Annotated in this window: 21 protein-coding genes and 1 pseudogene; 18 read left to right on the forward strand and 4 right to left on the reverse strand. The window is 36.2% G+C overall.

The genetic code is table 11. The features are described from left to right. Positions 1–36: 36 nt before the first annotated feature. Positions 37–453, reverse strand: coding sequence for a DUF1284 domain-containing protein (locus tag BSO02S_RS16630; protein WP_066069756.1), 417 nt, complete (start codon positions 451–453; stop codon positions 37–39). 410 nt (positions 454–863) lie between these two features. Here BSO02S_RS16630 and BSO02S_RS16635 point away from each other — a divergent pair, with 410 nt between their 5' ends. From BSO02S_RS16635 to BSO02S_RS16650, 4 genes and pseudogenes are all read left to right on the forward strand, one after another. Continuing rightward, the gene (locus tag BSO02S_RS16635) at positions 864–1,451 is read left to right on the forward strand and encodes a Crp/Fnr family transcriptional regulator (protein ID WP_066069758.1); all 588 of its coding nucleotides are present in this window, start codon (positions 864–866) and stop codon (positions 1,449–1,451) included. Positions 1,452–1,659: 208 nt separating this feature from the next. Then, a complete protein-coding gene (locus BSO02S_RS16640; RefSeq protein WP_066069761.1) occupies positions 1,660–2,628 on the forward strand; it encodes an NAD(P)-dependent alcohol dehydrogenase in 969 nt (322 codons plus the stop codon). A 37-nt stretch (positions 2,629–2,665) separates the two neighbouring features. Continuing rightward, a pseudogene (locus BSO02S_RS16645) lies at positions 2,666–3,217 on the forward strand (mechanosensitive ion channel family protein); the annotation flags it as partial. A 101-nt stretch (positions 3,218–3,318) separates the two neighbouring features. Then, the gene (locus tag BSO02S_RS16650; RefSeq protein ID WP_235846942.1) at positions 3,319–3,843 is read left to right on the forward strand and encodes a transposase; all 525 of its coding nucleotides are present in this window, start codon (positions 3,319–3,321) and stop codon (positions 3,841–3,843) included. 287 nt (positions 3,844–4,130) lie between these two features. Here the strand turns inward: BSO02S_RS16650 and BSO02S_RS16655 are convergent, their stop codons facing one another. After that, positions 4,131–6,275: a bifunctional metallophosphatase/5'-nucleotidase gene (locus BSO02S_RS16655; protein ID WP_066069764.1), complete on the reverse strand. Its 2,145-nt coding sequence runs from the start codon at positions 6,273–6,275 to the stop codon at positions 4,131–4,133. Positions 6,276–6,857: 582 nt separating this feature from the next. Here BSO02S_RS16655 and BSO02S_RS16660 point away from each other — a divergent pair. The 4 genes from BSO02S_RS16660 to BSO02S_RS16675 all read left to right on the forward strand — a co-directional run bounded on the left by BSO02S_RS16660 (position 6,858) and on the right by BSO02S_RS16675 (position 10,581). Continuing rightward, entirely contained in the window at positions 6,858–8,120 is a 1,263-nt protein-coding gene (locus BSO02S_RS16660) for a mechanosensitive ion channel family protein (RefSeq protein WP_066069766.1), read from the forward strand. 907 nt (positions 8,121–9,027) lie between these two features. Next, complete coding sequence (locus BSO02S_RS16665) at positions 9,028–9,789, forward strand: hypothetical protein (protein ID WP_066069768.1); 762 nt, start codon at positions 9,028–9,030, stop codon at positions 9,787–9,789. A gap of 21 nt (positions 9,790–9,810) precedes the next feature. Continuing rightward, entirely contained in the window at positions 9,811–10,092 is a 282-nt protein-coding gene (locus BSO02S_RS16670) for an Ada metal-binding domain-containing protein (protein WP_066069770.1), read from the forward strand. Positions 10,093–10,302: 210 nt separating this feature from the next. Next, positions 10,303–10,581, forward strand: coding sequence for a GNAT family N-acetyltransferase (locus tag BSO02S_RS16675; RefSeq protein WP_066069773.1), 279 nt, complete (start codon positions 10,303–10,305; stop codon positions 10,579–10,581). A 249-nt stretch (positions 10,582–10,830) separates the two neighbouring features. On the opposite strand, the gene BSO02S_RS16680 is transcribed toward BSO02S_RS16675, so the two are convergent. Then, positions 10,831–11,760, reverse strand: a complete 930-nt coding sequence (locus tag BSO02S_RS16680; protein WP_169802761.1) for an alpha/beta hydrolase — start codon at positions 11,758–11,760, stop codon at positions 10,831–10,833. 854 nt (positions 11,761–12,614) lie between these two features. Here BSO02S_RS16680 and BSO02S_RS28510 point away from each other — a divergent pair. The 5 genes from BSO02S_RS28510 to BSO02S_RS16710 all read left to right on the forward strand — a co-directional run bounded on the left by BSO02S_RS28510 (position 12,615) and on the right by BSO02S_RS16710 (position 16,174). Further along, entirely contained in the window at positions 12,615–13,262 is a 648-nt protein-coding gene (locus tag BSO02S_RS28510; RefSeq protein WP_342351996.1) for a hypothetical protein, read from the forward strand. Positions 13,263–13,289: 27 nt separating this feature from the next. Beyond that, positions 13,290–13,466 (forward strand): hypothetical protein, encoded by a 177-nt coding sequence (locus BSO02S_RS28515; protein ID WP_342351995.1) that lies wholly within the window; start codon positions 13,290–13,292, stop codon positions 13,464–13,466. Next, positions 13,466–13,735 carry a DnaB-like helicase N-terminal domain-containing protein gene (locus BSO02S_RS16695; protein WP_066069782.1) on the forward strand — a complete coding sequence of 90 codons (270 nt, stop codon included), beginning with the start codon at positions 13,466–13,468 and terminating at the stop codon, positions 13,733–13,735. Before BSO02S_RS28515 ends, BSO02S_RS16695 begins: the two co-directional genes overlap by 1 nt. A 3-nt stretch (positions 13,736–13,738) precedes the next feature. After that, positions 13,739–14,056, forward strand: coding sequence for a hypothetical protein (locus tag BSO02S_RS16700; protein WP_066069785.1), 318 nt, complete (start codon positions 13,739–13,741; stop codon positions 14,054–14,056). 1,125 nt (positions 14,057–15,181) lie between these two features. Beyond that, the gene (locus BSO02S_RS16710) at positions 15,182–16,174 is read left to right on the forward strand and encodes a hypothetical protein (protein WP_066069792.1); all 993 of its coding nucleotides are present in this window, start codon (positions 15,182–15,184) and stop codon (positions 16,172–16,174) included. Between the two features lie 142 nt (positions 16,175–16,316). Here the strand turns inward: BSO02S_RS16710 and BSO02S_RS28310 are convergent, their stop codons facing one another. Then, positions 16,317–16,442, reverse strand: coding sequence for a hypothetical protein (locus BSO02S_RS28310; RefSeq protein WP_268876011.1), 126 nt, complete (start codon positions 16,440–16,442; stop codon positions 16,317–16,319). A 661-nt stretch (positions 16,443–17,103) separates the two neighbouring features. Here BSO02S_RS28310 and BSO02S_RS16715 point away from each other — a divergent pair. The 5 genes from BSO02S_RS16715 to dcm all read left to right on the forward strand — a co-directional run bounded on the left by BSO02S_RS16715 (position 17,104) and on the right by dcm (position 26,420). Next, positions 17,104–19,620, forward strand: a complete 2,517-nt coding sequence (locus tag BSO02S_RS16715) for a UvrD-helicase domain-containing protein (RefSeq protein WP_066069795.1) — start codon at positions 17,104–17,106, stop codon at positions 19,618–19,620. 3 nt (positions 19,621–19,623) lie between these two features. Continuing rightward, on the forward strand, positions 19,624–22,242 hold the full coding sequence (locus BSO02S_RS16720; RefSeq protein WP_066069798.1) for a hypothetical protein: 2,619 nt from the start codon (positions 19,624–19,626) through the stop codon (positions 22,240–22,242). After that, complete coding sequence (locus BSO02S_RS16725) at positions 22,205–23,872, forward strand: UvrD-helicase domain-containing protein (protein WP_066069801.1); 1,668 nt, start codon at positions 22,205–22,207, stop codon at positions 23,870–23,872. The genes BSO02S_RS16720 and BSO02S_RS16725 overlap by 38 nt, the downstream gene beginning before the upstream one ends. 833 nt (positions 23,873–24,705) lie before the next feature. Further along, positions 24,706–25,056 carry a hypothetical protein gene (locus tag BSO02S_RS16735; RefSeq protein ID WP_066069807.1) on the forward strand — a complete coding sequence of 117 codons (351 nt, stop codon included), beginning with the start codon at positions 24,706–24,708 and terminating at the stop codon, positions 25,054–25,056. 104 nt (positions 25,057–25,160) lie between these two features. Beyond that, entirely contained in the window at positions 25,161–26,420 is a 1,260-nt protein-coding gene (gene dcm, locus BSO02S_RS16740) for a DNA (cytosine-5-)-methyltransferase (RefSeq protein ID WP_066069810.1), read from the forward strand. Positions 26,421–26,460 lie beyond the last annotated feature (40 nt).

Below are 26,460 nucleotides of genomic sequence, written 5' to 3' on the forward strand. Positions count from 1 at the left end.
TTTTCCCCATTAAAATTGGTTAAATGGATGGGGGGCTTATTGAACTTCCCTTAAGCCCTTCCCATCATGAATCTCTCGAATTCCTTCCTCGCAAACCCCAAAAGAACGCCAGGAACAGGTTTCACAGACGACTTGAATATCTGAGGGGATCACATGTTTGCGGATACGGGACTCAATGTCCTCCCATTTCAGAATTTGTCCGATTTCAAGACCCATTTTGGCTAAAATAACGGCATCTCTCTCATAGATGTGCTCGTTTTGGCAATGGTATTCACCAGAGTTGGGGTATTTTTCACACAACTGATCTGGTCCCTTAACAAACTGAATCAGCGTTTTGGGGTTGTTTCTCAAGGTTCGATGCAAACGCGTCATATTTTCTACGTATTCTTGGGAATAGCCCATTCCCCGATAGCCTAGCAGGCAAAAAAGATGATGTCCCCGCAGCTTAAACATAATTCACCCCCAGTTCGATAAATCCCTTTTGGTTTAAAAGTAAACTAAAATCGTAAATCGGTTAACATATATATTGTGTATCATAACATATGATACCTTATCTATTGGGAACTTTTTAAAAATTACATTTGCAGAAATATCTTAAAAATTAGATCCGATTATGTTATAAAATAGGGGAATATATTGATAGATTATATGTTTAGATGTGCATACCTTAGAGAACCATGCTTATTTAATTTAGAACAAGCAAGATAATATGAATCAAATTACCGAAAAAAGGCAATGGCAATTTCAACTAATCAACGAAAAGAGGGTTAAGTAAATTTTATCTAAAAAGAAAAAATATATGGATAAAAATGTTAAAATAATTAAGGGACATTTAAATTAACTCAATTTGAAAGGAAGGTACCATGAAGAAAATTCTCTTGAAATATATGTCTGACTTTACTTCACTTAGCGAAGAGGAACAGCAGGCAATCTCTGAAAGTTTACGAATTGATGAATATAAAAAAGGAAAATACTTTCTTAGACAAGGAGAACTTTCCGCCATTAAATGTTATTTCGTATTAATGGGGTGTGTCAGGCAGTTTTTTATAGATGAATCAGGTAAAGAGGTCACATCAAATTTTTTTACAGAAGAACAAGCTATTCCAATTATCAACGAACAGAAACAAAATGATTTATCAAAGTATTCATTATTATGTGTCGAAGACTGCATATTAGTAGTTGGCGAGGTTGATTCTGAAAAAACGATGTTTAACAAATACCCAAAACTGGAAACCATGATACGCAAAATGATGGAGATAAACCTTGGTGAAATACAAGAACAATTCGGAGAATTTATTAATTCTTCTCCTGAAGAACGCTACGAATCCATTTTAAGGAATCGACCTCAGTTAGTTGACCGTGTACCACAGCATCAATTGGCTAGTTATCTTGGAATCACTCCTGAGTCATTAAGTAGAATAAAAAAGCGAATTAATAAAAATAAATTTTAAAATAGATGTCATCCACATTTCGCAATCTTCCCTCCTCTAAGCAGCATCCAAATTGTAATAACCACCATAAAAAAAACTCTAAAGTCTCTAGAAATTAACTTAAGTTAATGAAAGGTTTTAATCCCCTTGTTATTATTAATTAAAATTAAAACAAGGAAATTTTATTTTTAAAAGCCTTTTATTTTAAAGAAAATTGGAGGGAGTTTTTATGAAAGCAATAGTTTGTGATAAATATGGTTCACCCGATGTACTTGAATTAAAAGAGATAAAAAAACCTTTACCCACCGAGAATCAAGTATTGGTTAGAGTTTATACAGCATCCTTGAACTTTGGTAACTTGGTTCTTTTGAAAGGCAAACCTTTCTTAGCCCGCTTTGCCTTCGGACTAACGAGACCAAAATACTCCATACCAGGAGGTGACATAGCTGGTACAGTTGAAGCTGTTGGTAAAGACGTTAAGCTATTTAAAGCAGGTGATGAAGTATTTGGCGACCTATCTGGTTGTGGCTGGGGCGGTTTTGCTGAATATGTAACTGTCCCCGAATATGCTTTAGCCTTAAAGCCAACCAATATTTCCTTCGAGGAAGCTGCTGCGGCACCTATGGCAGGTGTGACTGCCTTACAGGGACTACGTGATAAAGGTAAGATTAAATCGGGACAGAAGGTATTAATTTATGGGGCATCTGGTGGTGTCGGTACTTTCGCGGTACAAATTGCCAAATCATTTGGGGCTGAAGTAACAGGTGTATGTAGTACAAGAAATTTAGAGATATTGCGTTCAATTGGAGCCGACCATATTATTGATTATACAAAAAAGGATTTCACCCAAGATGATGAGTGTTACGATTTGATTCTTGGTGTGAACGGTTCTAATTCCATTTCAGCATATAAACGTGTACTAAAACCATATGGGAATTTTGTTCACGTGGGAGGTTCCGAATCCCAATATTTTCAAACATTATTTCTTGGTCCTTTTATTTCAATGACTGGAAGCAAGAAAATAAGTAATCTGTTACAAAGAGCAAACCAAAAAGACCTAAATTATGTAAAAGAATTACTTGAGACTGGCAAAGTAAAACCAATAATTGATAAACGGTATAAGTTAAGTGAAATAACTGAAGCATTCAAATATTTTCAGGAAGGTCACGCTCAAGGAAAAGTGGTAATTACTGTATAATTTATATCTGACATTAAAAACCCCTTAATCATTCCTAAGCTATGCGATGATATCCGATTCCTTTATAAATTGGAGAGGGATGCAAACCTCCGGAGGCCGACGGATTAAGCGATCATTATTTATTGATACAACTAGTATTTCATTTTGTACCGAGGAGATGATAAGGAAATTTAATACAATCGACTTTCTCTCGGACTATATGATTGATCGGGAACATGAAATTGAAGAGTACAATACGAAGAACGATATTAATCGAAGCAATCCAGTCAATGGAAGGGCCCTAACCAATATCGGTGTATTACGGGCGGATATCAACAACTACATTCAAAATCATCCCGGAATCAACCAAGAAATGACCTTATTAGTTAGACAATTAGCACCAACAGAACACGGGCTGCCACTAGAAATCTATGCATTTTCAAATGATATAAGTTGGGCAGTATACGAATCGGTACAAGCGGATATCTTTGATCATCTTTTCGCCGTAGCCCAAGAGTTTGGCCTTCGCTTATTCCAGAATCCATCTGGTCATGATTTGAAAACGATGGTGGATGAATCAAGAAGAGAAGTAATGAAAGGTAGGACCTAGTGCTCTAGGGTCAGACCACCGCCGTGCTAACGCTTTAGCGCGCTGGGGGTCTGACCCTTTTTTCTGATCAAATGTTTGAACTTAAAAAGAAAGGGAAAATAGTGCGTTTACGTGCCATACGATTTACTCTGGACTCGGGCGAAAAAGAGCTGCTCATCACCAATATAGAAGATGTAGAACTTGGAATACAGGATTTTAAAACACTATATTTTAAACGCTGGGGGATTGAAACGAAATATGATGAATTAAAAAATAAGCTTCAAATTCAAAAGTTCACAGGTGATACTCCACTTTCCATCGAGCAGGATTTTTATGCGACGATGTTCCTTACAAATATGGCCGCGCTTATTAAACAAGAGGCTGATGAGATGATTGCCAAAGAACAAAAAGGAAAGGATTTAACCTATGAATACATGGTTAATAACAAACTTTTAATTGGCAAACTAAAAAATAATTTAATAGATTTAATTTTGGAGAAAAGCGCAAGGCGACGAAAAAAGCTATACAAGCGGATTCTGGGTGAAATTGAAAGGAATCGAACTCCAATAAGACCTGGAAGAAGTTTCAACCGTGTCAAAGGATTAAGGGCTAATAAAAATGGATTGATCCACAAGGCAGCCCTTTAAGGTTTGAAAATAAAAATAGAATTCCAAGGGTGTGTAAAAAAAAGGAAGTCATACCCCGGGCATCCTATTGCCTTTTTTTAGGTCAGTATCAAAGTCAGTTTGTTAATATTCCCCATTATCTACCCCCAGTGGTGGATGGAATTTGGCATTTGTTAATTATTTGAAACTTGTCTTGATGACATTGGGTCTGACCCCAATTTTTCAAAGAGTTTGCGACATTTATAGTAAAACATTGAAAAAAACAGCGGTCTTCTTTATAGAAGAATACCGCTGTTTTTCTGTCTAAACTAACTTGCTTTTAAGGTTTGGGACGCTTCTCCGTTGATCGCTGTTCGATGTTCAATTATGTATTGAAGCATAGACATGATTTCTTTTTTATCCACTTCCTCCAAGTGTTTTTCTGGGAGTTGGCTAATACGCAAGTAGATTTTTTCTAGAGATTGATAAGCTTTATTTTCCTTATCTTTTTCAAACGTTTTAATCACGTCTTCCAATTGAGCGATAAGGGATGTTTTGATTCCATTATTACCCTTTGCTTGTTTCACTAAAGTAACTGTATTTTCGATTGTCGCAGCTGTAATAAATACTTCAAGGGTTTTCGTCGCCGAAACATTATGCACTTTATCGATTGCACGGTATTGAATAGAGTTTTTACCCGCTTTATTTACAGTAAGCCCTTTGTCATACCGGTTCCAAGTGACACCCTTATCAAGGCTATACTCAATACGCGAAACACCAATACCTGCATCTGTTGCTGCCAAGGCTATTGTAACATCATGAAGATAGGACCCATCTCTGAAGTCGGCCGCAGGTAATTGCGCATCCGCTAGTTCAGGCGCTTTGGTATCTTCCGATATTCTTCCTTCCGCTGCATAATGGATTGGCCCATTAATGCTTTTCACGAAATTTACAGTGGCTTGTAAATCTTCAGGTCCTTGAATTGGTTTTTTGCCATATTGGCGAATTTTATATTTATCAGTCGCATGTTCGTACATATAATTGTTGACCGTAAGTGAATACGTCTTATTTTTATCAATTGGCGTTCCATCTGGAAGATAGATGTTCACTACTTTGTTTGTTGCACTATTCCAAGTATAAGAGAAACCGCCAATGGAAACGTCCGGTCCATAGGATGAAATTTGAGCATTTAAAATCGGTTCCAATGCAGACCCTGGAATCGTGACACTAACCAAAGTGTTATTAAAGGGCTGGATATTGAAAAGATTCTCCCAAGTAATTTCGCCTTTGCCGAGAACGTCACGGATTCCTCCACCATTCATTAACGCAAAATCAGACTTCATTTCATAATTCATTCCGTCTGCAATCAAGTTACCTAGCGCATTGTCACCAATGATACCTTTTATCGGATAGCCGCCATCCATTGGAACTGCAGCAAAACCAACTACTTCTTTTAATATGGGTCCAACCAATTCATGATATTTGGCTAAAATAGCACTGACTTTAGGATCGGGAGTTACGCCTTGTTGAATAACTTCAACAATTACCGCTTGTTTTTCAACAATATCACCTGTCACAGGATCAATTTTCAAATCAATGTCTGCAAAAGCTTTTCCATATTCCCAAGCTTGGACAATTAGCTTGTTGTCTACGATCGCATTAAGTTTCACATGGTTATGGGCAGCAATAATAACATCTACCTCGTCATCTACGCTCTTCGCTAATTTGGCAATTTGACCTGTTGCCGTTTCGCCGCTTTGATCTCCGGGAACATGAGCTAAAACGACAATTGCTTTAATTCCTTGCGCTTTTAGCTCTGCCGTATATTTATTAACCGCAGCTGCTTCGTCCGTGAAACGAATATCCTTAATTCCAGTAGCCATCACCATATTGGGTGTTTCAACCGTGGCTACACCAATAAAGCCTATTTTTACACCAGCCACTTCTTTAATGGCATATGGATCAAATACTAGCTTTCCAGTATCTTTGTATTCCACATTAGCAGCAACAACTGGAAAGTTCATCCCTTTATATCCTTTTGTGCCGTTTGGATGGTCACCGCCATGCACCATCCGAAGGAGTTCTTGTGTACCTTCATCAAATTCGTGGTTCCCCACAGTCCCTACATCGAATCCTATCGCATGCATGATTTCAACAGTTGGTTCATCTTTAAGCAAGGCTGAAACTGGAGAGCTTCCACCAATCATATCTCCGGAATGGATAATAAGCGTGTTATTTGGATTGGTTGCTTTACGAGCTTTTAAGTAAGTAGCCAAATAATCTGCGCGTCCATAATTCTCATTATTAACTGTTCCTGTTACATCAATTTTTCCATGTAAATCGTTTACAGAAAGCAATTTAACAGACAAAGTGTCTTCTGCATGCGCACGAATGGAAATACTAGAGAAGATTGGTAGAACCAGCGCAGCAATAACTAGTAAATGTAAAAACCTCTTAAAAAATTCTTTTCTCATTATTTCACTCCTCAATGTATATGATGACGACTCTATTATAATCTGAGAAATTATCTAGAATATTAAGCTAATGTAAATCTTCAACAAAACAGTTATTCTCTCCTAGTCCTTTGATCCAAGATTAGTTCAGTAGACCTGCTTCTGGTTCATCCGAAATGACGATAACAGATACTTAAGATGGTGAACCATGGTCTTAAGAAAAAACTCTTAACTTTTGGTGCCTGACCCCCGTTACGCTAAGAATTAGGTAACAGAGAGAATTGAAAAGGTGACCAGAGGGAGGGTTCCTCTGGTTTTTTCCGTTGATCAAAAACCATAAGGATCCACTGCATGGAAGAGGGTGGAATTAAGGTGAGAGAGATGGGGATAATGTAGGAAAGAGATATTGACTTATCCGAACTATAAAGGGAAATTTATAGATCATTAAAGAATATGGAAACCCCTGAAATGTTGTTAGATCAACGTTTCTTTGGTTTTTTTGAATGTAAAGAATAAGATAGGAAAAAGGCTCTATAGAATCTTCCCTATGGCTTTCTGTTATAATAATAAATATATTAAAATAATATCAAGGGAGAAGAATATATGAATTACATAAGAAACATGCTTTTAGAATTTGAAATAGATCCCACCATTGCTGGGTATCTTTCTAATATTATTATGATTCTTTTTATAGCGATCATCTGTATTGTAGCGAATTTTATCACGAAAAAAGTAGTAATCAGGGTTATTACTCATATTGTGAAAAATAACAAATTCACGTGGGATACAATGCTTTTGGAACGGAGGGTATTTCATAAACTATCTCATTTTGTTCCTGCCATCATTATTTATTATTTTTCATCAACCTTTCCAAACTATCAGAATTTGATAGAAAAGAGTGCAATTGCCTATTTAATCATTATGGGATTAATGGTGATGAACAGCGTATTAAATGCGATTAATGATATTTATCAAACCTATGAAATATCTAAGATTAGGCCAATAAAAGGGTATATCCAGGTAGTTAACATTATTGTAATAACGCTTGGTATTATATTGGTGATCGCGAACCTGGTTGGTAAGAGTCCACTTGTTTTTCTAAGTGGGATTGGTGCTCTCTCCGCTGTACTGATGTTGGTTTTCAAAGATTCGTTATTAGGGCTTGTTGCAGGGATTCAACTGGCTTCTAATGATATGGTTAGAGTGGGTGACTGGATTGAAATGCCGAAATACGGGGCAGATGGGGATATAATTGATATTTCTTTAAATACCGTAATGGTACAAAATTGGGATAAAACGATTACCATGATTCCAAGCTATGCGCTGATATCCGATTCCTTTATAAATTGGAGAGGGATGCAAAACTCTGGAGGTCGACGGATCAAGCGATCATTATTTATTGATACAAATAGTATTTCATTTTGTACCGAGGAGATGATTAAGAAATTTACTACAATCGACTTTCTCTCAGACCATATTATCGCAAGGGAACGTGAAATTGCTGAGTACAATACGAAGAACGATATTAACCTGAGCAATCCAGTGAATGGAAGGGCTCTTACCAATATTGGTGTATTTAGGGCGTATATTAGCAATTACATTCAACATCATCCAGGAATCAATCAGGAAATGACCTTAATGGTTAGACAGTTAGCACCAACAGAACACGGGCTGCCTCTAGAAATATATGCATTTTCAAATGATATAAGATGGGCAGTATACGAATCGGTACAAGCTGATATCTTTGACCATCTTTTTGCCGTAGCACAGGAGTTTGGACTCCGCTTATTCCAGAATCCATCTGGGCATGATTTGAAAACGATCGTGGATGAATCAAGTAGGGAAGTAATGAAATTTAGGGGCTAAGTTTTAAGGTCAGAACCCAACGTGCTTATGCTTTAGCGGGCTGTGGGTCTGACCCTTTTTTTAGTGGCGTCAGGAACTATTTGGAAAATTGAATGGTGTCTGGCCCCCAGGTTAAAGTCATTAATTAGGCTGCCTATCTATTTCCATAACTCTTTTAATGGATATTTGTTACAATGAAATAATGATAAATGAACAAACAATTTTTAGGGTCAGTCCCCCGGAGAACTAAAGCTTTACCGGGGGACTGACCCCTTTTTCCAATTAAATACGGGTGAGAGGTTTTATTATGGATACCCGCTCAACAGCTTAGTATTACAGACTATCAGTTTACACTTAATAATATATTCTACTTCAAATAAAGTTGTCTCTAAAGGCAATTTTTTCTAGGAATTTCAAGTATATTCAATAATATAAATAATATAATTGAAAAATCAAATAGTTTTCCAGGAGGTGGAACTTTTTTAAATTGGCTATGCGGTTTTGCGTTCTTATTTGGAATTATCTCTATCATATATGGGTGGACTCAGTCGTGGGATTTTAGTTACCGTAATGGAGAATTTGAAACAATTCTTATTAAACGTACTGTTAGAACTTATGCATTTATAATTGGCGGGGTGATTCTACTTTTTGTGGGTACTGTAATAGAAGCGGTAAGAAGACATTTGTATTTTTTGGAGAAGTAGAATTATTTGAAGCTTATGATTAAAGAGTCAGACCCCCAGCGCAGAATACATCTCCTATATTAAAGGGAATTGTCCGACCACTGTTGAATTCAACTAGTAAAAGAAAGATAAGAGATTCAAAATATGAAATAACTGCCATTCACCAACCAATTTGGATTGTGTATGGCAGTTATTAATTGAGCTGACACGTAGGCTGATGATCGTTTCAAAGTAGGTGAAACTATATGTTAAATAAACTGGCGAATGCTTTAGAAATGCGTGGTTTTCTTGTAAAACAAATAGATAACTATATTTATTTTTCTCTAGGGAATTCAGAAGGGGAACTAGCACTTTTAGAAAGTCTGCTATCTTCTCTTAACTTCAATTTTAAAATAGGAGGCAGAAAAATTTTCATCTATGATGAGGAAATAGGTAATGACACACTTAAACAAATCATTTGGTACCCTTCCAGAAACCATGAAACAGACAGCGGAAACGGATGGTATAGCTGGCGGTATTTCATTAAAAGAAATTATGGTCCAAAAATTAATACGTTTGTCTTGGAAACTGGAGTTGCCTTGCTGGTCAAAGCTATAAGTGCAGCTGGGATGGTTACAGATTGTAGCTGTGATGGCCATGGTCAAAGAGCCCCTTTTATTTCATTTTGCGGTAAATATAATGCTGCTTGGTTTCAACTTCTTTTTCAAAAACAATTTAAACAAACTGCATTTCATTTTGAATGGGTCCTTGAAAATACTGAAAGTAGTAGTATTTATTTTACTGCAAGAAGCAGCAATAGAATGTGGGATTTAAATCATGTGCTAGAAGATACAATGCAAATTGCACGGTACTTTTTACAGGAGTCGCATAACTTTAGTCGGATTAAAAATGAGATCTTCAAAGGAAATTATAAATCGAAGCGAAAAATGGTGAAAGAAATGGATTTCGTTGAACTATCAGGGTGGATGAAGGAAAAATACGATGAATACCTGGATAGGAGCAGCTAGTATGATAATGGGGGTAATGGAATGAGTGAGAGATCGGAAAACAGGAACCTTCATAAAACATATACACTTATGGGGGCCGATAAGAAACTTTATAAAAGTGAAACTCCAGGAACATATGGTGGTAATAAAAAAACAAAAGTATATGGTCGAATGGATTGTCCTGCTGCCTTACGTGCCATCGCTAAGTGGGGGTATGTTAAAGATAGGGTATTTTTTGCGGATGAACAAACTGCAATAGAAGCTGGATTCAGACCTTGCGCCGCATGCCAGCGTGAGAAATATAAAATATGGAAAACGGTGTAGACTAACCATTAAAATGTACCTTTTAAGGGATAAAAAGCGCCGGGCACTAACCAGAAATTTGGACGGTTCCTGGCACGTCTTTCTTCTGATGTGCTAACGCTTTAGTGAGGTGGCGGCCTGACCCTTTTTTTAGTTTCGAAACTTTTTTGATATGGCTTTAAAATTTAAAAATCGTAAAATAATGAAGGTTAGAAGAAAGGAGAATTTAAAATGGATTTTAATAAAGAGGATAATCGTTTTTATAAACATGATGAGACCGGTAAGTTACTGGCTGAGGTCATATATGAACCTGATGGAGAACATCAAGTACTTTTAACGCATACCTTTGTAGATTCCAGCCTAAGGGGACAGGGAGTAGCGGAACAATTGGTGGACTGTGTAGTAGCTGAGATGAAAGCAGAAGGCAAAAAAATCGTCCCTGTTTGTTCGTTTGCAGTTGCTCTATTTAAAAGAAAACCCGATAAATATAAGAATGTCATTGCAAACTAAAAAGGGCGCTTAAGAAGGCAAATTGAACAAAATTAATGGGTGCCTGACACTATACAGGGGGTGTCAGGCACCCATTTCCTATGAAATTTACTATTATAGGTCCTGAATTCCTAGGACAGACCCCCAGTGTGCTAAAGTGTTAGCGCGGTGGGGATATGTTCCTTTTTTTTTATGATTGTTAATAGGGGAATGTTTTTTCTACTTTCTTAAACTTGTTTATTGCAATACAAGGCGTGGAAGTAAATGATTTTAGTCAAGTTTTAAGTACTTATTTAGGAACCTGAGTACACGGCGTGTATACTCATTTTTATTCAAGCGATACGAATGAATGTGCTCACAATCTTTCGTCAGCCACAATTCTTTATGGTTATGGGATGAAATCGATTGAAACAATTTTTCGCTCTCGGCATAAGGAATAGCTTTATCTGTCTTACTATGGATGATGAAGAAGGATTTTCCTTTCGTATTTTTCACATGATTGATCGGTGAAACTTCTGTGGGGTCAATTTTGAGGAGCTTGCGCATGGAATGATAAACAATCGGTGTAAATGGCCGTTTTGGTAGCTTGGTCCAATGTGAAAGATTTTCTTTTAGAAAAGGTCCTAAATCACAAAAGGGGCTGTCGGCAATGATAACGGAAACAGCAGGGTGTTCGCATCCAGCAATAAGCGCAGTAGCAGCTCCCATACTCCAGCCAAGGAGAGCAACTTTTTCCTGCTGTTTTTCCTGAATTGCATAATCAATCGCTGAATACAAATCATGTCTTTCAAAATATCCAATCCCCGTAGTTTTTCCCTTCGATTTCCCTGCATTGCGAAAATCAAACATTAGTACATTATAGCCCTGTTCTGAGAGAACTTTAACGAGTTGCAGTCCTTCAATCTTTTCCATGGAACGTTCATTCATGTAACCGTGTGCCGTGATGACTGTTTTCTTGCTTTTCTTTGAAACAGCTGGAATCCACCAGCCAGACAGTTTTACGTGATCTTTTCGGCTCAAAAATTCAATCTCTTCGAATGCAAGACCATATTCCCCTGGATTTTTTGTCGTCTTTGCCGGGAATGGATGGGTTAGATACAAACCGATTCCTAATGGGGCAAGAAAAAATAAAGCGGGTGCTGCCAAAAGCGGTTTCCACAGGGACTTACCTGATTTACTTGATTCCCCATTCTCACTCAACATGAATTCCTCCTTTCCATTTGAAGTCATCGGTACATTATCATATGTAAGTCAACACAAAAACGGAAAATTCTAAAGTCCCATTTTTTTTGAAAAGGATTTTACTAAAAGCGGACTCAGTAAGGGCAGCCGTGATTTATTTAAGGAATTTTTAGGGTCATTCCCCTGGTAAACTAAAGCTTTACCGTGTCGGGGAACCCCTTTTTCACGGATTGGCTATTTAATTTTTAAACAAAAAGCATCGTAATATGAGGTGCAATTTGATATGCATTTTACTTTACATTTTTATTTGTTAATTAACGTTTTGGGATAGGAAATGGAACCCGTTATATTAAATATAGATATAAGATACCGATAGCGCTGTGTGTCTAGCATTTTTCGACTACTTTACTCAAAAATTCCCAAAAATCACCCGAAATTGCAAAAAACGCCTTCAAAAATGATTTTTGAAGGCGTTTTTTGGCGTTTTGCTCTAAAAATCCCTTCAAAAATGAAAAATGGGGATTCGCTTTACCCCGCCAATCTCGATATCGTAGAAGTACCGAGACGCGGGCTTTTTTCATCTTGCCCTCGCAAAGGACAAAGTGATGAATAGTGTCATAAAATATTCAGATTCAATTGAAAAACATATGAACATTTTCTTCATTTAACTTTAAATAAGTAATGAAGAAATTTTTTTAAAAAGAAAGGACAGTGGTTGAAGATGGCAAAGTTTAGAATGGTACGAACTGATTTTTGGAAGAATCCAATTGTTTCAGATGAGATGACCCCGGAGGACAAGTATTTTTTACCTATATCTGCTTACAAATCCGCAAACTACTCAAATTGGAATCTACAAAAATACCAAAAAGCAAATGGCTTTTGATTTGGGCTATTCGATTGAGAGTGTTCATTCGTTAATGGAACGATTCATTACGCATCACAAGTTAATCCGTTACAATCCTGAAACGAGAGAGCTGGCGATGAAAAGCTGGGGGAAATACAACCTCGATAGAGGCGGGAAACCAATGATGGATTGTATTTATTCCGAGCTAAAGGATGTCGAGGATCTATCACTTATTCAATATGTTTCTGAAGCCATTCAAAAACAGGAAATTAGCAGCCTATTTGAATCTTTTTGTAAACCAGAAGAAATGATTTGCGGCAACGAAGTGAGCGGCCAAGAAGAAAAAAATACATATCTAGAACCTGAATGTGGAGAACATGACGATACGTTGACGCATCGTGATACGAAAGGGGGACAAAAAGAAGAAAATAAAAATAAAAAAGAAAATAAAAAACCACAACAAGAAGTTTTTAAACCAAATATAGAGGAAAAACCAGATTTCGAGAATCCTTTACAGCATAATCAAAAAGATTTGAAGGAAATTGTTGAGTTTTGGGACAACAATGGATTTGGATTTTCGAACGTGAATGCCAAACAACAGTTATTATCTTGGTTAGATGATTCAACCTTTTTACAGCCGAAAGAGGTGATTTTAAAAGCGATGAAAATTACCTAAGCCAATAACAAGCGAAGGCTGAGTTATGTGGTTGGGATTCTGAAAAACTGGGTAAATGACTCCTTACTGACCGTAGAAGAAATTGATTCCTTTTATGAGAGTCAAAATTGCGCACCAAAGCATAGGCAATCAACCGAACCATTTCCTGCTGGAAGAGCTATTCCAGGTGGATTTGTACTAGACCTTACGGCAGGTGAAGAGTGATGATTATTGCTGAAAAAGCGTTCTTAGGAAGCTTGATGAAGGCGGAGTACTTACTCAAGGATACCGTGATTCAACCTGAGCAACTGGAAAGCACACGGCATAAAGAAATAATGCGAAAAATGGTGGAGTTAACACGAGCTGGAAAGAATATCGATTTGATCACATTGTCAACCTTACCCGACCTTGAATCATTCGGGGGAATGTCTTACCTTGCTGAACTGTTATCGTATGCGGACCCTAAGAAGTTTGATGGAAAAGCTCATTCTTGATCTGTGGAAGGAACGGGAAAAGAAAAATATCTGAACTGTTTTGCCATGAATGATTGGGAGATAGCCAAAGTCATTACCGAATTGGATAAAATAAACCAAATGAAAATTAATGATCACACGCCCTTACACCAGGCGTTGGCAGATATCTATGAGGCACCCTGGGAAGATTCAATACGCCAGAAAAGTGCAAAAACAGGTATCAACCTGACCCACTCAAGTCAATTTTATGGAGGAAATCCCCAATTGAGGGTAACGGAAATATCAAAATCCCTCAAAACGATGGTGAAGGATTTTGATTGCCCTGTCCTTTGTTTAATTTAGGGAGGCAGACTATCGATGGAGTTTGAAGACGGGAACAAAAGTGATGCTTACGGTAGACTGTTTGCCTATGATTTCGTGGATGGGTATCCGTTAAGAAGCCACTGCTAAAAGAAGTATTTGCACGGGTGGAATATATTATGGATTCATCTTATAAGTATCTCAAACCATATCGAACGGGTGAAAATCTTGTAAAGAGGAGCAAACTGAAGATTTGGAGCACCTAGGACTATGTGATATTTAGGAGATTTAATGGGGGTGTGAATGATAGGGAAGGAAAAAATAGCGAAAGCTAGTTTCGTTTTTAATATGATTAATGAGGTAGCGGTTGTTTCTTGGGAGGAGTAATCCCAGATTTTGTCGAATTACAATATAAAAATAATATATATTGGAGACAAAAAGATGAAACATACTATTCTAGAACCTATTAAATTACCAAACATTTTGCGAGGAAGCAACATTCATCATAACGTCATCCCCACAGTTTGTAATTTAAAAAATATGCTGAACAAACTGATTTCAGTTCAAGGTGTTTACACCCAATTAAAACAATGAGAAAAGCGAAGTTATCAAGCGTATCAAATAGACAAAATTAAACTAGCAATCTTATTCGCATCCGATAATTAAACAACATATTCTTAGCGGAAGCCCAAATGAATTTGGAGCAAGCTGCATCGATATTTACTTAGTAGCCTATGTTGCCGAAACCTATGGACCTAGTAAAGCTGTTTTCGTTGATTACATAATGAAAAGCGGTATTTCAGAAAAATAAATTCCGCTCAAGCTATTTGGCAAGTGGGAAAGGGCGACGGTGTTTATCTTGAAATACTAAATAATGACGGAACAATTCGGGATTGGGACTTTTTTGCAAAATGGATAAATGGTAATCAGAAATGGGATAATGGCAATTCTTTAAAACATTTGAGTATTTCAGGTGATCATTGATGGGGAACGGGATAGATAATAGTTTAGAAAAAAGGGAACTTCACAAAGTATATACGCTAATGGGAGCCGATAGTGAACCCAATGAGAGTGAAACTTCAGGGACATAAAGTATGATTCTTTTTAGATTTTGGAAACATAACTAAATATGGTTAATGAAATTTTGTTAGGTAAGTGGGTGATTTAGTGTACTTTTTGAATGGCAGAAAAGCAGAGAAAATAGAGGCAGTCACTTTTGCTGATTTAAGAATGCAAGAAAGTGATATAGAAGAAATTCTAAGAAGCAGTATCGATATGATTTGTGATGATGAAGAATCAATGCTCATTGTGGGTCAGCAAGTCAAGAATGAAAAGAATGGTCGGAGCGACTTAACTGCAATTGATAATAATGGGAATATCGTCTTAATCGAAATTAAACGGGACCGAAAAGATATTGAAGGCAGGAAAGAGGCTTTTGAATTTCAGGCTATCCGTTACGCAGCAAGTTATGCCACCCTTGAGAGTACAGAGGATCTTGTGAAAAAAGTTTATGCACCCTATATCGAAAAATATCGAAGTGAATTTGAACTTGGCGTACTGACCTCTTATGAGCTCTTAATCCGAAAATTAAATGAATTTTTGAGGGTCAACAAGGCGGGAAAGAGTTTTAACAAAAAGCAAAAGATTGTTTTGGTAGCTTCAGATTTCGATGAACAGACACTTTCCGCAGTGTCCTGGCTAAATAGTAATCATGTGGATATGAGTTGTTATAAACTTACTCCATTTAAGGTCAATGATGAAATTTATTTACAGACGGAAAAAGTTTTACCCGTCACCAATTATGAAGATTACTATGTGAATCTTATGGATAAATCATTAGCTACAATAGTAAAAAGAAATAAAGGTGGTACCCGACGGACTCTACCTAAGATAGATTCAATGCTTGATTGGGGAGTGGTCAAAGAAGGAGATGTTATTGCAGTCAAGGATAGAGACAATGAAGGAATACTTCTAGCTAATGGAAACATTATGGTAAATGACAAAGAAAAATCTATGCAATCGTGGTTAAAGGAGATTTATGGATGGTCCAGTGTACAAACGTATGTTTTTGCAATCCATAAAGAAAGCGGTAAATCTCTATCGCAGATTAGAGAAGAATATATGACTCAACAGGCAATGGAAGCTTCTGATGATTTTTAAGTAAAGTTTTTGAATATACAAAGAAAAAATTATTCTTTATCAAAATCGACAGGTACCTGGAACTTGTCGATTTTATTTAAATTGGATAAACAAGAGGCAAAGTAAAACCCTTAATAAAGGAGACCTTGAAATCATCAATTAGTTATTTGGCCATGTACTGCTTCTCCATGTTAACCACTCCTAGTTTGGATTGTACGCCGCTTATCAAGAAAAACTGCTTTTGGTCCATCGCATTAGCCAATTGGTTCTCCTTATCGTGTTTTTTCAATCACATTCACCTAGAAAAACCCAGCAGAACCGTCCCCATTGTCCCTTCGATTAGGGCATCACTTTGTATGCTTCTAAAGTAAGACATAGCTATAAATTAAATAAATCCCAGCATAAGTCCAATAAGCAAAAATCCAATTCGTTAAGAAGTTGTAACATTTGCACCCTGGATGTCCTAATTCAGCACATCAGCTTGAGCGCCTAAGCCATGTGCCGAGGGACTTACTCCTTTAACTTAGGAGAAACAGATTAAGTAAAACTTCCCCAAGTACAAAACAAGCTATCACAGGAGATTTGCTTATGACAATTGGTTCAGCGTATAAGTAATCGAATGATTTAATGGACTTGAAAAGGAATCAGCCGAAATTCCTCTTATCGTTCCATAAAATACAGTGGATTGGCATGTCCAGTATTTTTTAGGTATTTAGTTGATAAATTATGAATTACAAGGCTAGTGTGTCAGTCTTCCTTTGAATTAAAACTTTAACTCACCGGGGGGCTGACCTCTTTTTTCTTTTTTCACATCTGGACTTTCCGTAAGTACAAACAATTTTTGGGTGCTTTTTTTTTGTAGTACTATATGAAGCTTGTTTTGTTTGTATAATAGTAGAAATTGGCATAATATTTAAAAAGGATGGGACGTACGATTGAGGGGGAATAACATGGGAAATGCACCTGAGTATTCTTTAGTTGTATATGCGGATTTTTCTTATATTCAAACTGAAATGGATAAATTATGCTTGTATATGAATAGCGGTGTAAAACTATTATTGTTCACAAATAGTGGGAAGGTAAAAGAAATTATCGAAATCCTGCAAAAGGAATATCAAAAAACCAAGCTGCTTTATATTTTTGTTAATGAGGGACTTGAGATACATAATCCAATCCAAGTGGTAGATGGAGTGAATCTGCAGCTGGCGGAAGAAATCTCTAAATACTTCCATGAATTTAATTTTGATCAATACAAGATTGAGCATGCTCCTTTAGCAGAAAACATAATGGTAAAAGCAGGTGCGGGGACTGGTAAAACCACTGTTATGATTGATCGGATTTTATTTTTGCTAATTAAAGAGAGACTGGACCCATCTGAAATTGTCATGATTACCTTTACAAGGGAAGCTTCTAGAAACATGTACCGAAAGCTGCGTCAGGAACTATTTTCACGATTCAATTTGACGGGGGCTAAGGAATATATTCAATGGATTGAAAAGCTTAATAATATGCGAATTCAAACAATCCATTCCTTTGCAAAAAGTTTATTAAGGGAAATCGGTTCTCTACGTGGATATGGCTTAAATGTGCGGCTGCGAAGCTTTACTATGGAAAAACGCCGCTGGATCGAGGAAGAATTAGATACATACTTTCAATCAGAGTTAGAAACCGTTCAAGGAAATATTGAAACCATCATCTCCCCATTAAAGATGTATGAATTAATCGATATCATCTATGATTTTTGGGAGAAGTTCGAACAAAAGGGCTTTACATCGAATGAGATATTGAATGCCAGTTTTGGTACTGCACCAAAGGGACATGAGAAAATGAATGAATTGCTTGAAACCGTCATCCGAAAAGTCGAGAAAAGGTTCACGAAAGCAAAAGTAACTGAAAATAGCTTATCATTAAGTGATTTATCTAGAGAAATGGACCAAATCCAGGAACAATACGGACAAGAAGCCTTTAAACATGTATCATCAAAAATTTCTTACCTATTTGTTGATGAGTTTCAGGATAGCGATGATATTCAAATTCGGTTGTTTGTGACCATTCAAGAAGCATTTTCGTCCAAGCTCTTTGTGGTAGGGGACATTAAACAGTCAATTTACCGGTTCCGTGGTGCGAATCATACTGCGTTTGAAGAAATCACAAAGCTGTTAAAACAAAGGAATGTATCAATTAATGATAAGGATTACTATCTTCAGAAAAACTATCGAACAGGAAAAACATTGCTGGATAAAATGGATTCTTATTTTTCATGGTGGGGACAAAAAAAATTTCTAGCCTATCAAACTGAGATGGAAAATTCTGATAAATTAATTGGAATGTTTGGGAGTGATGACGAAGATCCACTTACCATTGATAACAAAAAAGAAGAACAAAAAGAACAGATGAAAAGATATATCATACCTGAAATTCGCGCAGGCTTCAAAAGGGTAAAGGAAATGAATAGCGAAAAAGGACCATTTGATGAAAGAGAAAAATTTGCTGTCTTAACCAGGACAATAGAGGAAGCGCGTATCATTGAATCTTGGTGCAGGGAAGCAAAACTGTTAACGAAATTAGAGGTTGGTGGAAGTTTTTACCGCTCCAAACCTGTAAGGGACTTTCATTCTCTAATTTTAGGATTATTATATCCAAACGACGCAAAGTTTGTTTCTAATTTGGTTTATGGACCATATGGAAAAGCATCATTTACTCTGCAGGGCCTAATTTCCGAAAAAGGGTACTTATTGGAAAAAAATGATTATATAAAAGGTCAAACTAGTTTTGATTTTCTTAAGTATCAAAAACAATTAAAGGTGGTTCCAGTTTTGTCGGTCCTACGGAGGATTTTAGAGCAAAGAAAACCATCACAATGGATCTATTCACGGAGGTTAGATGAACTAAGAGAACTACAAGAAGCCAGTGAATATACCGAGGAACAATTAATACAGGGTGCATTTAAGCATGCACAGCAGTACGAACTGAATTTAGGGAAGTTGTTTGAAAAAATGCACCAATCATTTTCAGAGGAATTTGTTTCATTAGCTCAAATTGAAAAATGGCTCCAAGTGAACATCGCCACGAATCGAGATGAAGAAGAAGTCATCCATGATGTCGAGGATGTTTTGGATTATGTACACATCACCACTGTCCATCGTTCAAAAGGGCTTGAATACTATACTGTGCTCATTCCTTTTACAGAAAGAGTATTTACACCACCATTTAGTAAAATTATCTTTAATAAAGAAAAAGACAAAGTGGGATGGTTGATTCAAAAACAGAATGCCGGCATGAAAAGCAACAACTTTTATGATGAACTGTATAGACACGAAAATCTTGAGTCCATTCAAGAGGAAACAAGATTATTATACGTTGCCATGACTAGAGCAAAACAACGGCTAGTAATCCATCGTAATCGAAAGAATGATAATTATAATTGGACTTGGTCAAAACTTCTTTCAACTGATAGGGGAGAATAAGTCTTGAATCAGAAAGTTAGTGTGATTACCTATAATAACCCATATACCTTCCATATGCAGGGACCAGTTAGACAATATCAAACATCCTTGCAGCTATGTGCAACAACATCCTTAGCATCTGGCATGCAATCATTGTCACATGTATTTCCCTTTGTTGAAGCAATGAGAGTAATAGTTGATAAATTTTATCCTGGATGGAATAACTCACAGGTAAGGTTCCGCCAATATGCCAGCTTATCAGACAAGCTGCGTAATTTTACAAGTGACAATCCGGATGTTTTACAATCCTTTAAACGAAATAAGCTAAATCTACTTATCACAATGAGGAATTTATCGGAGATTTTTCTAACTCCAGAAATGCTAAAACCATATTGTCAAACAGAAGAGGAAAAACTATTTTGTGAAATATGGGAGGAGATGCTGCCAGAATTCTTCTATTATCTTGATAAGGCGAAAAACAACCTAGAATCCATAGAGAAAGTGAATCAAATTTTGGATGAATTTAACTCTAACAGAGATAAATCTTCCATATTATTACATGGATTTTACTTTATTACCCCTGTACAGCATTATATTTTTACAAAATGGAAGGACCTCGGTATCCAATTAGTATTTTTAAACCTGTATGATGATGATAATCCAAGCCTTTTTGGCTTTCTTGAGGAAAACTTTTCATCTGAACATGGGTGGACGAATCGTGAAAACTGGACAATTACCCGGGATGATGCTGGATTACTAGGGAAACAGTTTGCGAACATGCTCGAAGGAAAGAGTCTTAATCCTCTACATACGGATATGAAGGAAATCCCTTATAATTACGTAATTGATTTTGTTAAAGATATAAAAGATGAAACAGTTTACCTTTCACCGAATGATGAAGAACTTAACACGCGTCTCCGGGATTTTTATCCGGAAGCATTTGTGAAGGAACGGCACTTTTTGTCTTACCCCTTGGGCCAGTATTTATTACATCTTCATTCCATTTGGAAGGAAGATGAGGGTGAATATGTCCTGACAGAAGGAATTATTCGGGAATGCTTCGCTTCAGGCTGGCTGGGGGACGAAGAAGGAAATGCGAGAGATTTAACACATCAATTAGAGAAAATCCTCCCGTATTTTTCCGATTGTCGTGTAGATAAGGATTGGTATAACCGCCTCAATAAACTGATGCTGTCAAAGCAATCCATTTCAAAATCTTTAAGGAAATACAATATTTCGAGAGATGATCATTTTAAAGCTGTACGGGTAAATCCTGGTTTACGTTTTTCCTTTTTTTCTGTTCCGTTTCATGACCTTAAAAGGATAAAGGCATATTTTGTAAAGCTAATAAAGGATGCTAGAAACCTTTTGGATATGAAGCATGAACGAATAACTATAAAGGGGCATTTTGATAAAATTCAACAATTACTGGAAGATGCGCATTTAAATCGTGAGCGGTTAAGTGATGAAGAAAGGGCCTTAGTCCAAAGCTTGAAAGAATCATTGACAAACCCAGTAAACGATCAATCGGATTACCATATATCCGATTTGGCGGATGCCATCATTGTGTTTTTAAAAAATGGTCTAGAAAAGAATGATATCGAAATTGACGAAGAAAATCCAGAATTGATTAATTTTAAAATCCATCGCTTTGAAAAAGTGGATGGTTTGATTTATTTGGAAAAACAACCTCCTCTTCATTTTTGCGGGATGGATGAACGGCATTTTCCTGTTGTCGCTGCCCCAATGCCGTGGCCGATTTCTAAGGAGCTGCTTTTTAAATTAAATAATTCAGCGGCAAATATGTACCTGTTTCGAGAAAAGTACCGTCTTTCATTTTCAAAGTATTTGTTTTATTTGACATTATGTTATAAAGGTTCCATTACGTTCTCATGGATCCGTCATTTCAATGATGAAGAGAACCTCGATAAATCAATCTATATCGAAATCATGAAGCTAAGTAGAAACAATGACCTTGGGAAAAATCAGTTTGATTATGAACCAAGTCTAACAGTTGAAAGCGATATAGAAGAAACAATGGCCATTTTGGAGACCTTGCCTAAGGAAGAATTTGTAGAGATGCGACTTTGCCCTAGAAGATTTTACTATAGTACCGTTTCTGATTTATTTTCATCCTTTTCATCACCGTTCCATGAACAATTTTTGATTGGGAATATGGTGAAAATTTACGGAGCTCTTGGTACAGGGAAGGAAGAAATTATCGATTTATTACAAAACCTTTTCCCATTTATGAGTCATATTCGCATGCGTGCAATAGTCGATAATAATCTAAATGAAAATCTAATTAAATCAACTCTTCGTTTTGGTTTAAGAAGGCATACTAGCTATGACGATATTACCTATCCTTTAAGCAGTACATCCTTTCAATTTCTCACCCATCGCGGGGCTTTTGAAAGTGAACATTGGAAACGTTCGTTTGATATGATGCGGCAAAGAGCGGGGCGAAGAGAACTTCTTTCGTCAATCTCTGCTAGTCATGTGCCTTTATTAAAAGCCACCCCTTCCGTTTTTTGCAAGCTTTGTCCGCATAATTCTTACTGTGAGGATGCGTATTACCCAGTAGATATAAAAGGGAAAGGGTTTGATGATCGAGATGAAGCCGGAACTGGAACTACATTATAAAAAGTCAGAACAAGCGTTTCAGCTTTTAGAACGTGCATGGACAGGCTTTAGCGAAGAAGATAATCTTGTTGAAAAAACATCGCGATTTTTAAAAAATATTGAATTAAGCAACGAACAGGAAGTAGTGGCGAAAAATAGTTCAACAGATTTATTAATAAAAGGTGTAGCGGGTAGCGGGAAAAGTATTACACTGTTGTCACGAATGATGCAAAAATTGGCAGAGGAATTTGAAAAAAGATTCTTATTTGTATCGTTTAACTTTGAGCTTGTCAGAGATGCTGAAAAACGGTTTAAAGAGTCGGAATTTTATCATGAACTACAAGAGCAGCACCATACCGTCCATTTTTACACCTTTCATGAATTAGCCTACCACCTTCTAACGTCGATTGGTGTTAATGTTTCAAAGTTTAGAACCTCTCATAAAAAACTGAGTAAAGAAGAAGATAATATATTGGCCAAAATGTTTCTCCTTATCATGATGCTGGATTCGGAAGAATTCAAGGACTATCCTCCCATCCATACGATAAAGAAGACGGAAAATACCAATTTCCTGTTTGAAGAATTTTCTTGGATGAAAGGAAATGGCTTTATTTCAAAGGAAGATTACCTCGAGTGTGAAAGGGTGGGAAGAGGAAAACTCCCGAATATCTCAAAAAAGCAGCGAGAAACGATTTTTCGCCTATTTGAGGAATACCGTAAAATCCAACATCAAGATTTTAGGAATCGAATTGACCGCGAGGATTATGCGCTTTTATTGATTGAAAATTTACATCGTTTTATTGGGACTCAAAAATATGACCATATTTTTGTGGATGAGATGCAGGATTTACAGCCAATGCAATTAAAGGTTCTTGTATTTCTTAATAAAGGTTCATTAACTCTAAGCGGGGATGAGAGACAGCGTATCTTTAAAGCGAGCCCGTTTTCTTATCGATCGCTTGGAATAAATGTCCAAGGAAGCAGTGTTATTTTAAAAACGAATCATCGGTCAACGTATCAAATCATGAAACTGGCAAATTCACTCCAATTTGAACGAACTGCAGAAGACTCAAGATATGATAATGAAAGATATTTTCCAAGGCAGGGTCAGCCGCCAGTGATTAAAGGTTTTAAAAGTGTGGAAAAAATTCTGGGTGAGATAATCAAGACCATTCAAAATCGATATGCAGAACATCCAAGTCGCACTTTTGTCATTATTCATCGCTTTAATAAAGAACAGGAAATCAAAAATGTTTATACCTATTTAGGGCGGGGTTTTAAGGTGAGGAGGCAGACTAGTGAGACCACCCCGGGCTCTCAATCAGGTCCAAAGGTATATTTACTAGAAGCAAAAGAAACCAAGGGACTTGAGTTTGATTATGTGTTTATTCTCAATTTTAATAACAAAACGTATCCACATATCGATGAAATTGAAGCCTTATACAAAAGGCGTCAGCATAAATTGCAGAACATAGATGAAGATTTTAAGGTACTTGAAGACAAAGAAAAACGGATACTTTACGTTTCCTTAACTAGGGCAAAGCAGGAGGTTTATTTATTTTATCCATATAAAACGGATCCAGAGAATGCAATTTCTCCATTTGTTCTTGATTTTAATCGAAAAGATTATTTAACCAAATCATTAAATTAGTATTTGGAATATTAAATTCAATTATTAATTTTATGGTAATGGTCATCTGACATCAATAACAACCTGGTTACAACCTTCGTAACTGGGTTGTTAAATAGTAAGCAATGAAAGAGGAGGGAATAAGAAAAAATATGAAAATATGGAGCCCCTCTATTTCTTTTTTTGATATTGCATTTTTAACCAAATTGTTAAAATCCTTTTGTTGAGCGTAAGGTTTATTTCGATAAATCACAAAGTGGAAATTGAGCAAATTCTTTCAAGGTATTTTTGTATAATATAATAGATGATGCTATCCTTTGGGAAAGGGCACTGATAATAGTTGGGACAAAATTTGATTCTGGACCAAAACCTCCATATTTATCTGCAAAATTACATGCTCCTAAAACTATAGTTATATTGAAATGGAATATGGAAATTGATGAAAAGTTTACACCAAAGTTTAAATAACAGATAATTACAATATACCCAAAATCTCTTACTAAAAATATCCTCTATTAAAGGTAGTGATGAAATATTTGCTCCTTTCCTTATAAGTTTTTGAAAATAAAACTTACTTCTTCCTTGCGTGTTCTTTAAAAGAGGTTACTATATTATAAGAACTTTTTCTTATAGGGTTTAGGAAATACCATTTTTCTGGTATAATTGCCACGATGTAAAACAGTCAAAACTACCTATTTGTTTAATTAATATAACTTTTGTATAAAAGATTATAGAAAAGAGGAACTAGCGTTGAATCATTCATAGGTAAAGCCGGAGACTAAAGTCATTCACTTGTTAAAGTCTTCGAGAAATATAGAGAATATTATCAGGGGATTAAAAAAGTTGAATATCAGGTGACATGGCATCCTCGTGCTCGTGAAGAGCAGATGCCTATTTTTGTTGCATTTCTTTATAATCTTATCCTTGGTTTAGGTACCTTACCCTCTAAATCGGAATTTATAATGAATTACATGGAAGCTTACTATAAAGATATTAAAAATGAATATTTTTTATATTATGCTTTTGTGGATAGAGTAAGTAAGGCCTATGATTCACTTGTTCGGAATATGCATTTTTATTTCAAACTTGCTGAAAGCCAAAAATTTAGCGATGTACTTTTGTCATATGCATTTGATATTGAAGCAAAGCAGTATATAAAATACACCCGACAAAAAATAATTTGTCGGGTCATTACTTTTTTATGAATGACATTGTCGGTTTTCAATTTAAATAAAAAAATATGATATTTCGATCTTGATCTTTTCAACAAAATGTTGTATAATAGAGAACAGGGAAAGGGTGTTCGTATATGCAAAATTCTAAAATTAAAGTTATCGAATTATTTGCTGGTGTCGGTGGCTTCCGTTTAGGGCTCGAAAAAGCGGACCCCGAATTATTTGAAGTGGTTTGGGGTAATCAGTGGGAGCCTTCTCGTAAAGCACAAGACGCATTCGAATGTTATAAACAAAATTTTAATACTGGGATACATTCAAATGAAGATATAACTACAGTTTCAAATGAAACTTTTGTTGATTTAGAGCCAAATTTAATTGTTGGTGGTTTTCCGTGCCAAGACTATTCTGTTGCACGTACTCTTTCTGGAGAAAAAGGCATCCAAGGTAAAAAGGGAGTTTTATTTTGGGAAATTAAACGGGTAATTGAGAATACACAACCTAAATATGTACTTTTAGAAAATGTGGATCGTCTTTTAAAATCTCCATCATCACGACGTGGTAGAGACTTTGCAGTTATGTTAGCGACATTTAGAGATTTAGATTATACGGTAGAGTGGCGGGTTATAAATGCAGCCGATTATGGATTTGCTCAGAGAAGAAGACGCGTATTTATCTTTGCATACAAAAATGGAATTGCTTTTGAACATGCACAAAATAATTATTCTGAAAATCAGATAGTTTTTAAAGAAGGCTTCTTTGCTAAACCGTTTCAAGTTGAAAATGAACCTTATAGAAATAGAATAACTACTGTTACCTTGCCAACTGACATTGTATCACTATCTGATAATTTCTCATTTGGCTTCCATACTGCAGGATATATGAAGAACGGAATAGTTTTCACTACTCAAGTTATTCCAATAGAAGAAAAACCAACAACTTTGCGTGATATTCTTATTGATGAATCTGAAGTAGATGAAAAATTTTATTTATCTGACTCAATTATTCAAAAGTTTGAATTTCTGCGAGGTCCAAAGAAAATCGAGAGAAAAACTGCAGATGGACATGTCTATCAATTTTCTGAAGGTGGGATGTCTCCTACAGATGATTTGGACAAGCCAGGAAGAACCATGTTAACAAGTGAAGGATCAACAAACCGAAGCACTCATATTATTGAGGTAAATGGCCGAAAACGATTCCTGACTCCTTTAGAATGTGAACGGCTTAATGGATTTGAGGATAATTGGACAAGTAATATGTCAGACCGTATGAGATATTTTTGCATGGGTAATGCATTGGTCGTGGGATTAATAGAGCGCATGGGAAAAAGAATTGAAGAAATTGAAAAAGTAAATATCCAAACTGATGTTCAATTAGAACTATCTTTACAAAGCTGATACCTTGAGTAACAGCTTTTTTCTTTATATGTTAAAATAC

The sequence above is a fragment of the Neobacillus soli NBRC 102451 genome, from assembly GCF_001591665.1.
Classification (GTDB): Bacteria; Bacillota; Bacilli; order Bacillales; family Cytobacillaceae; genus Neobacillus; species Neobacillus soli.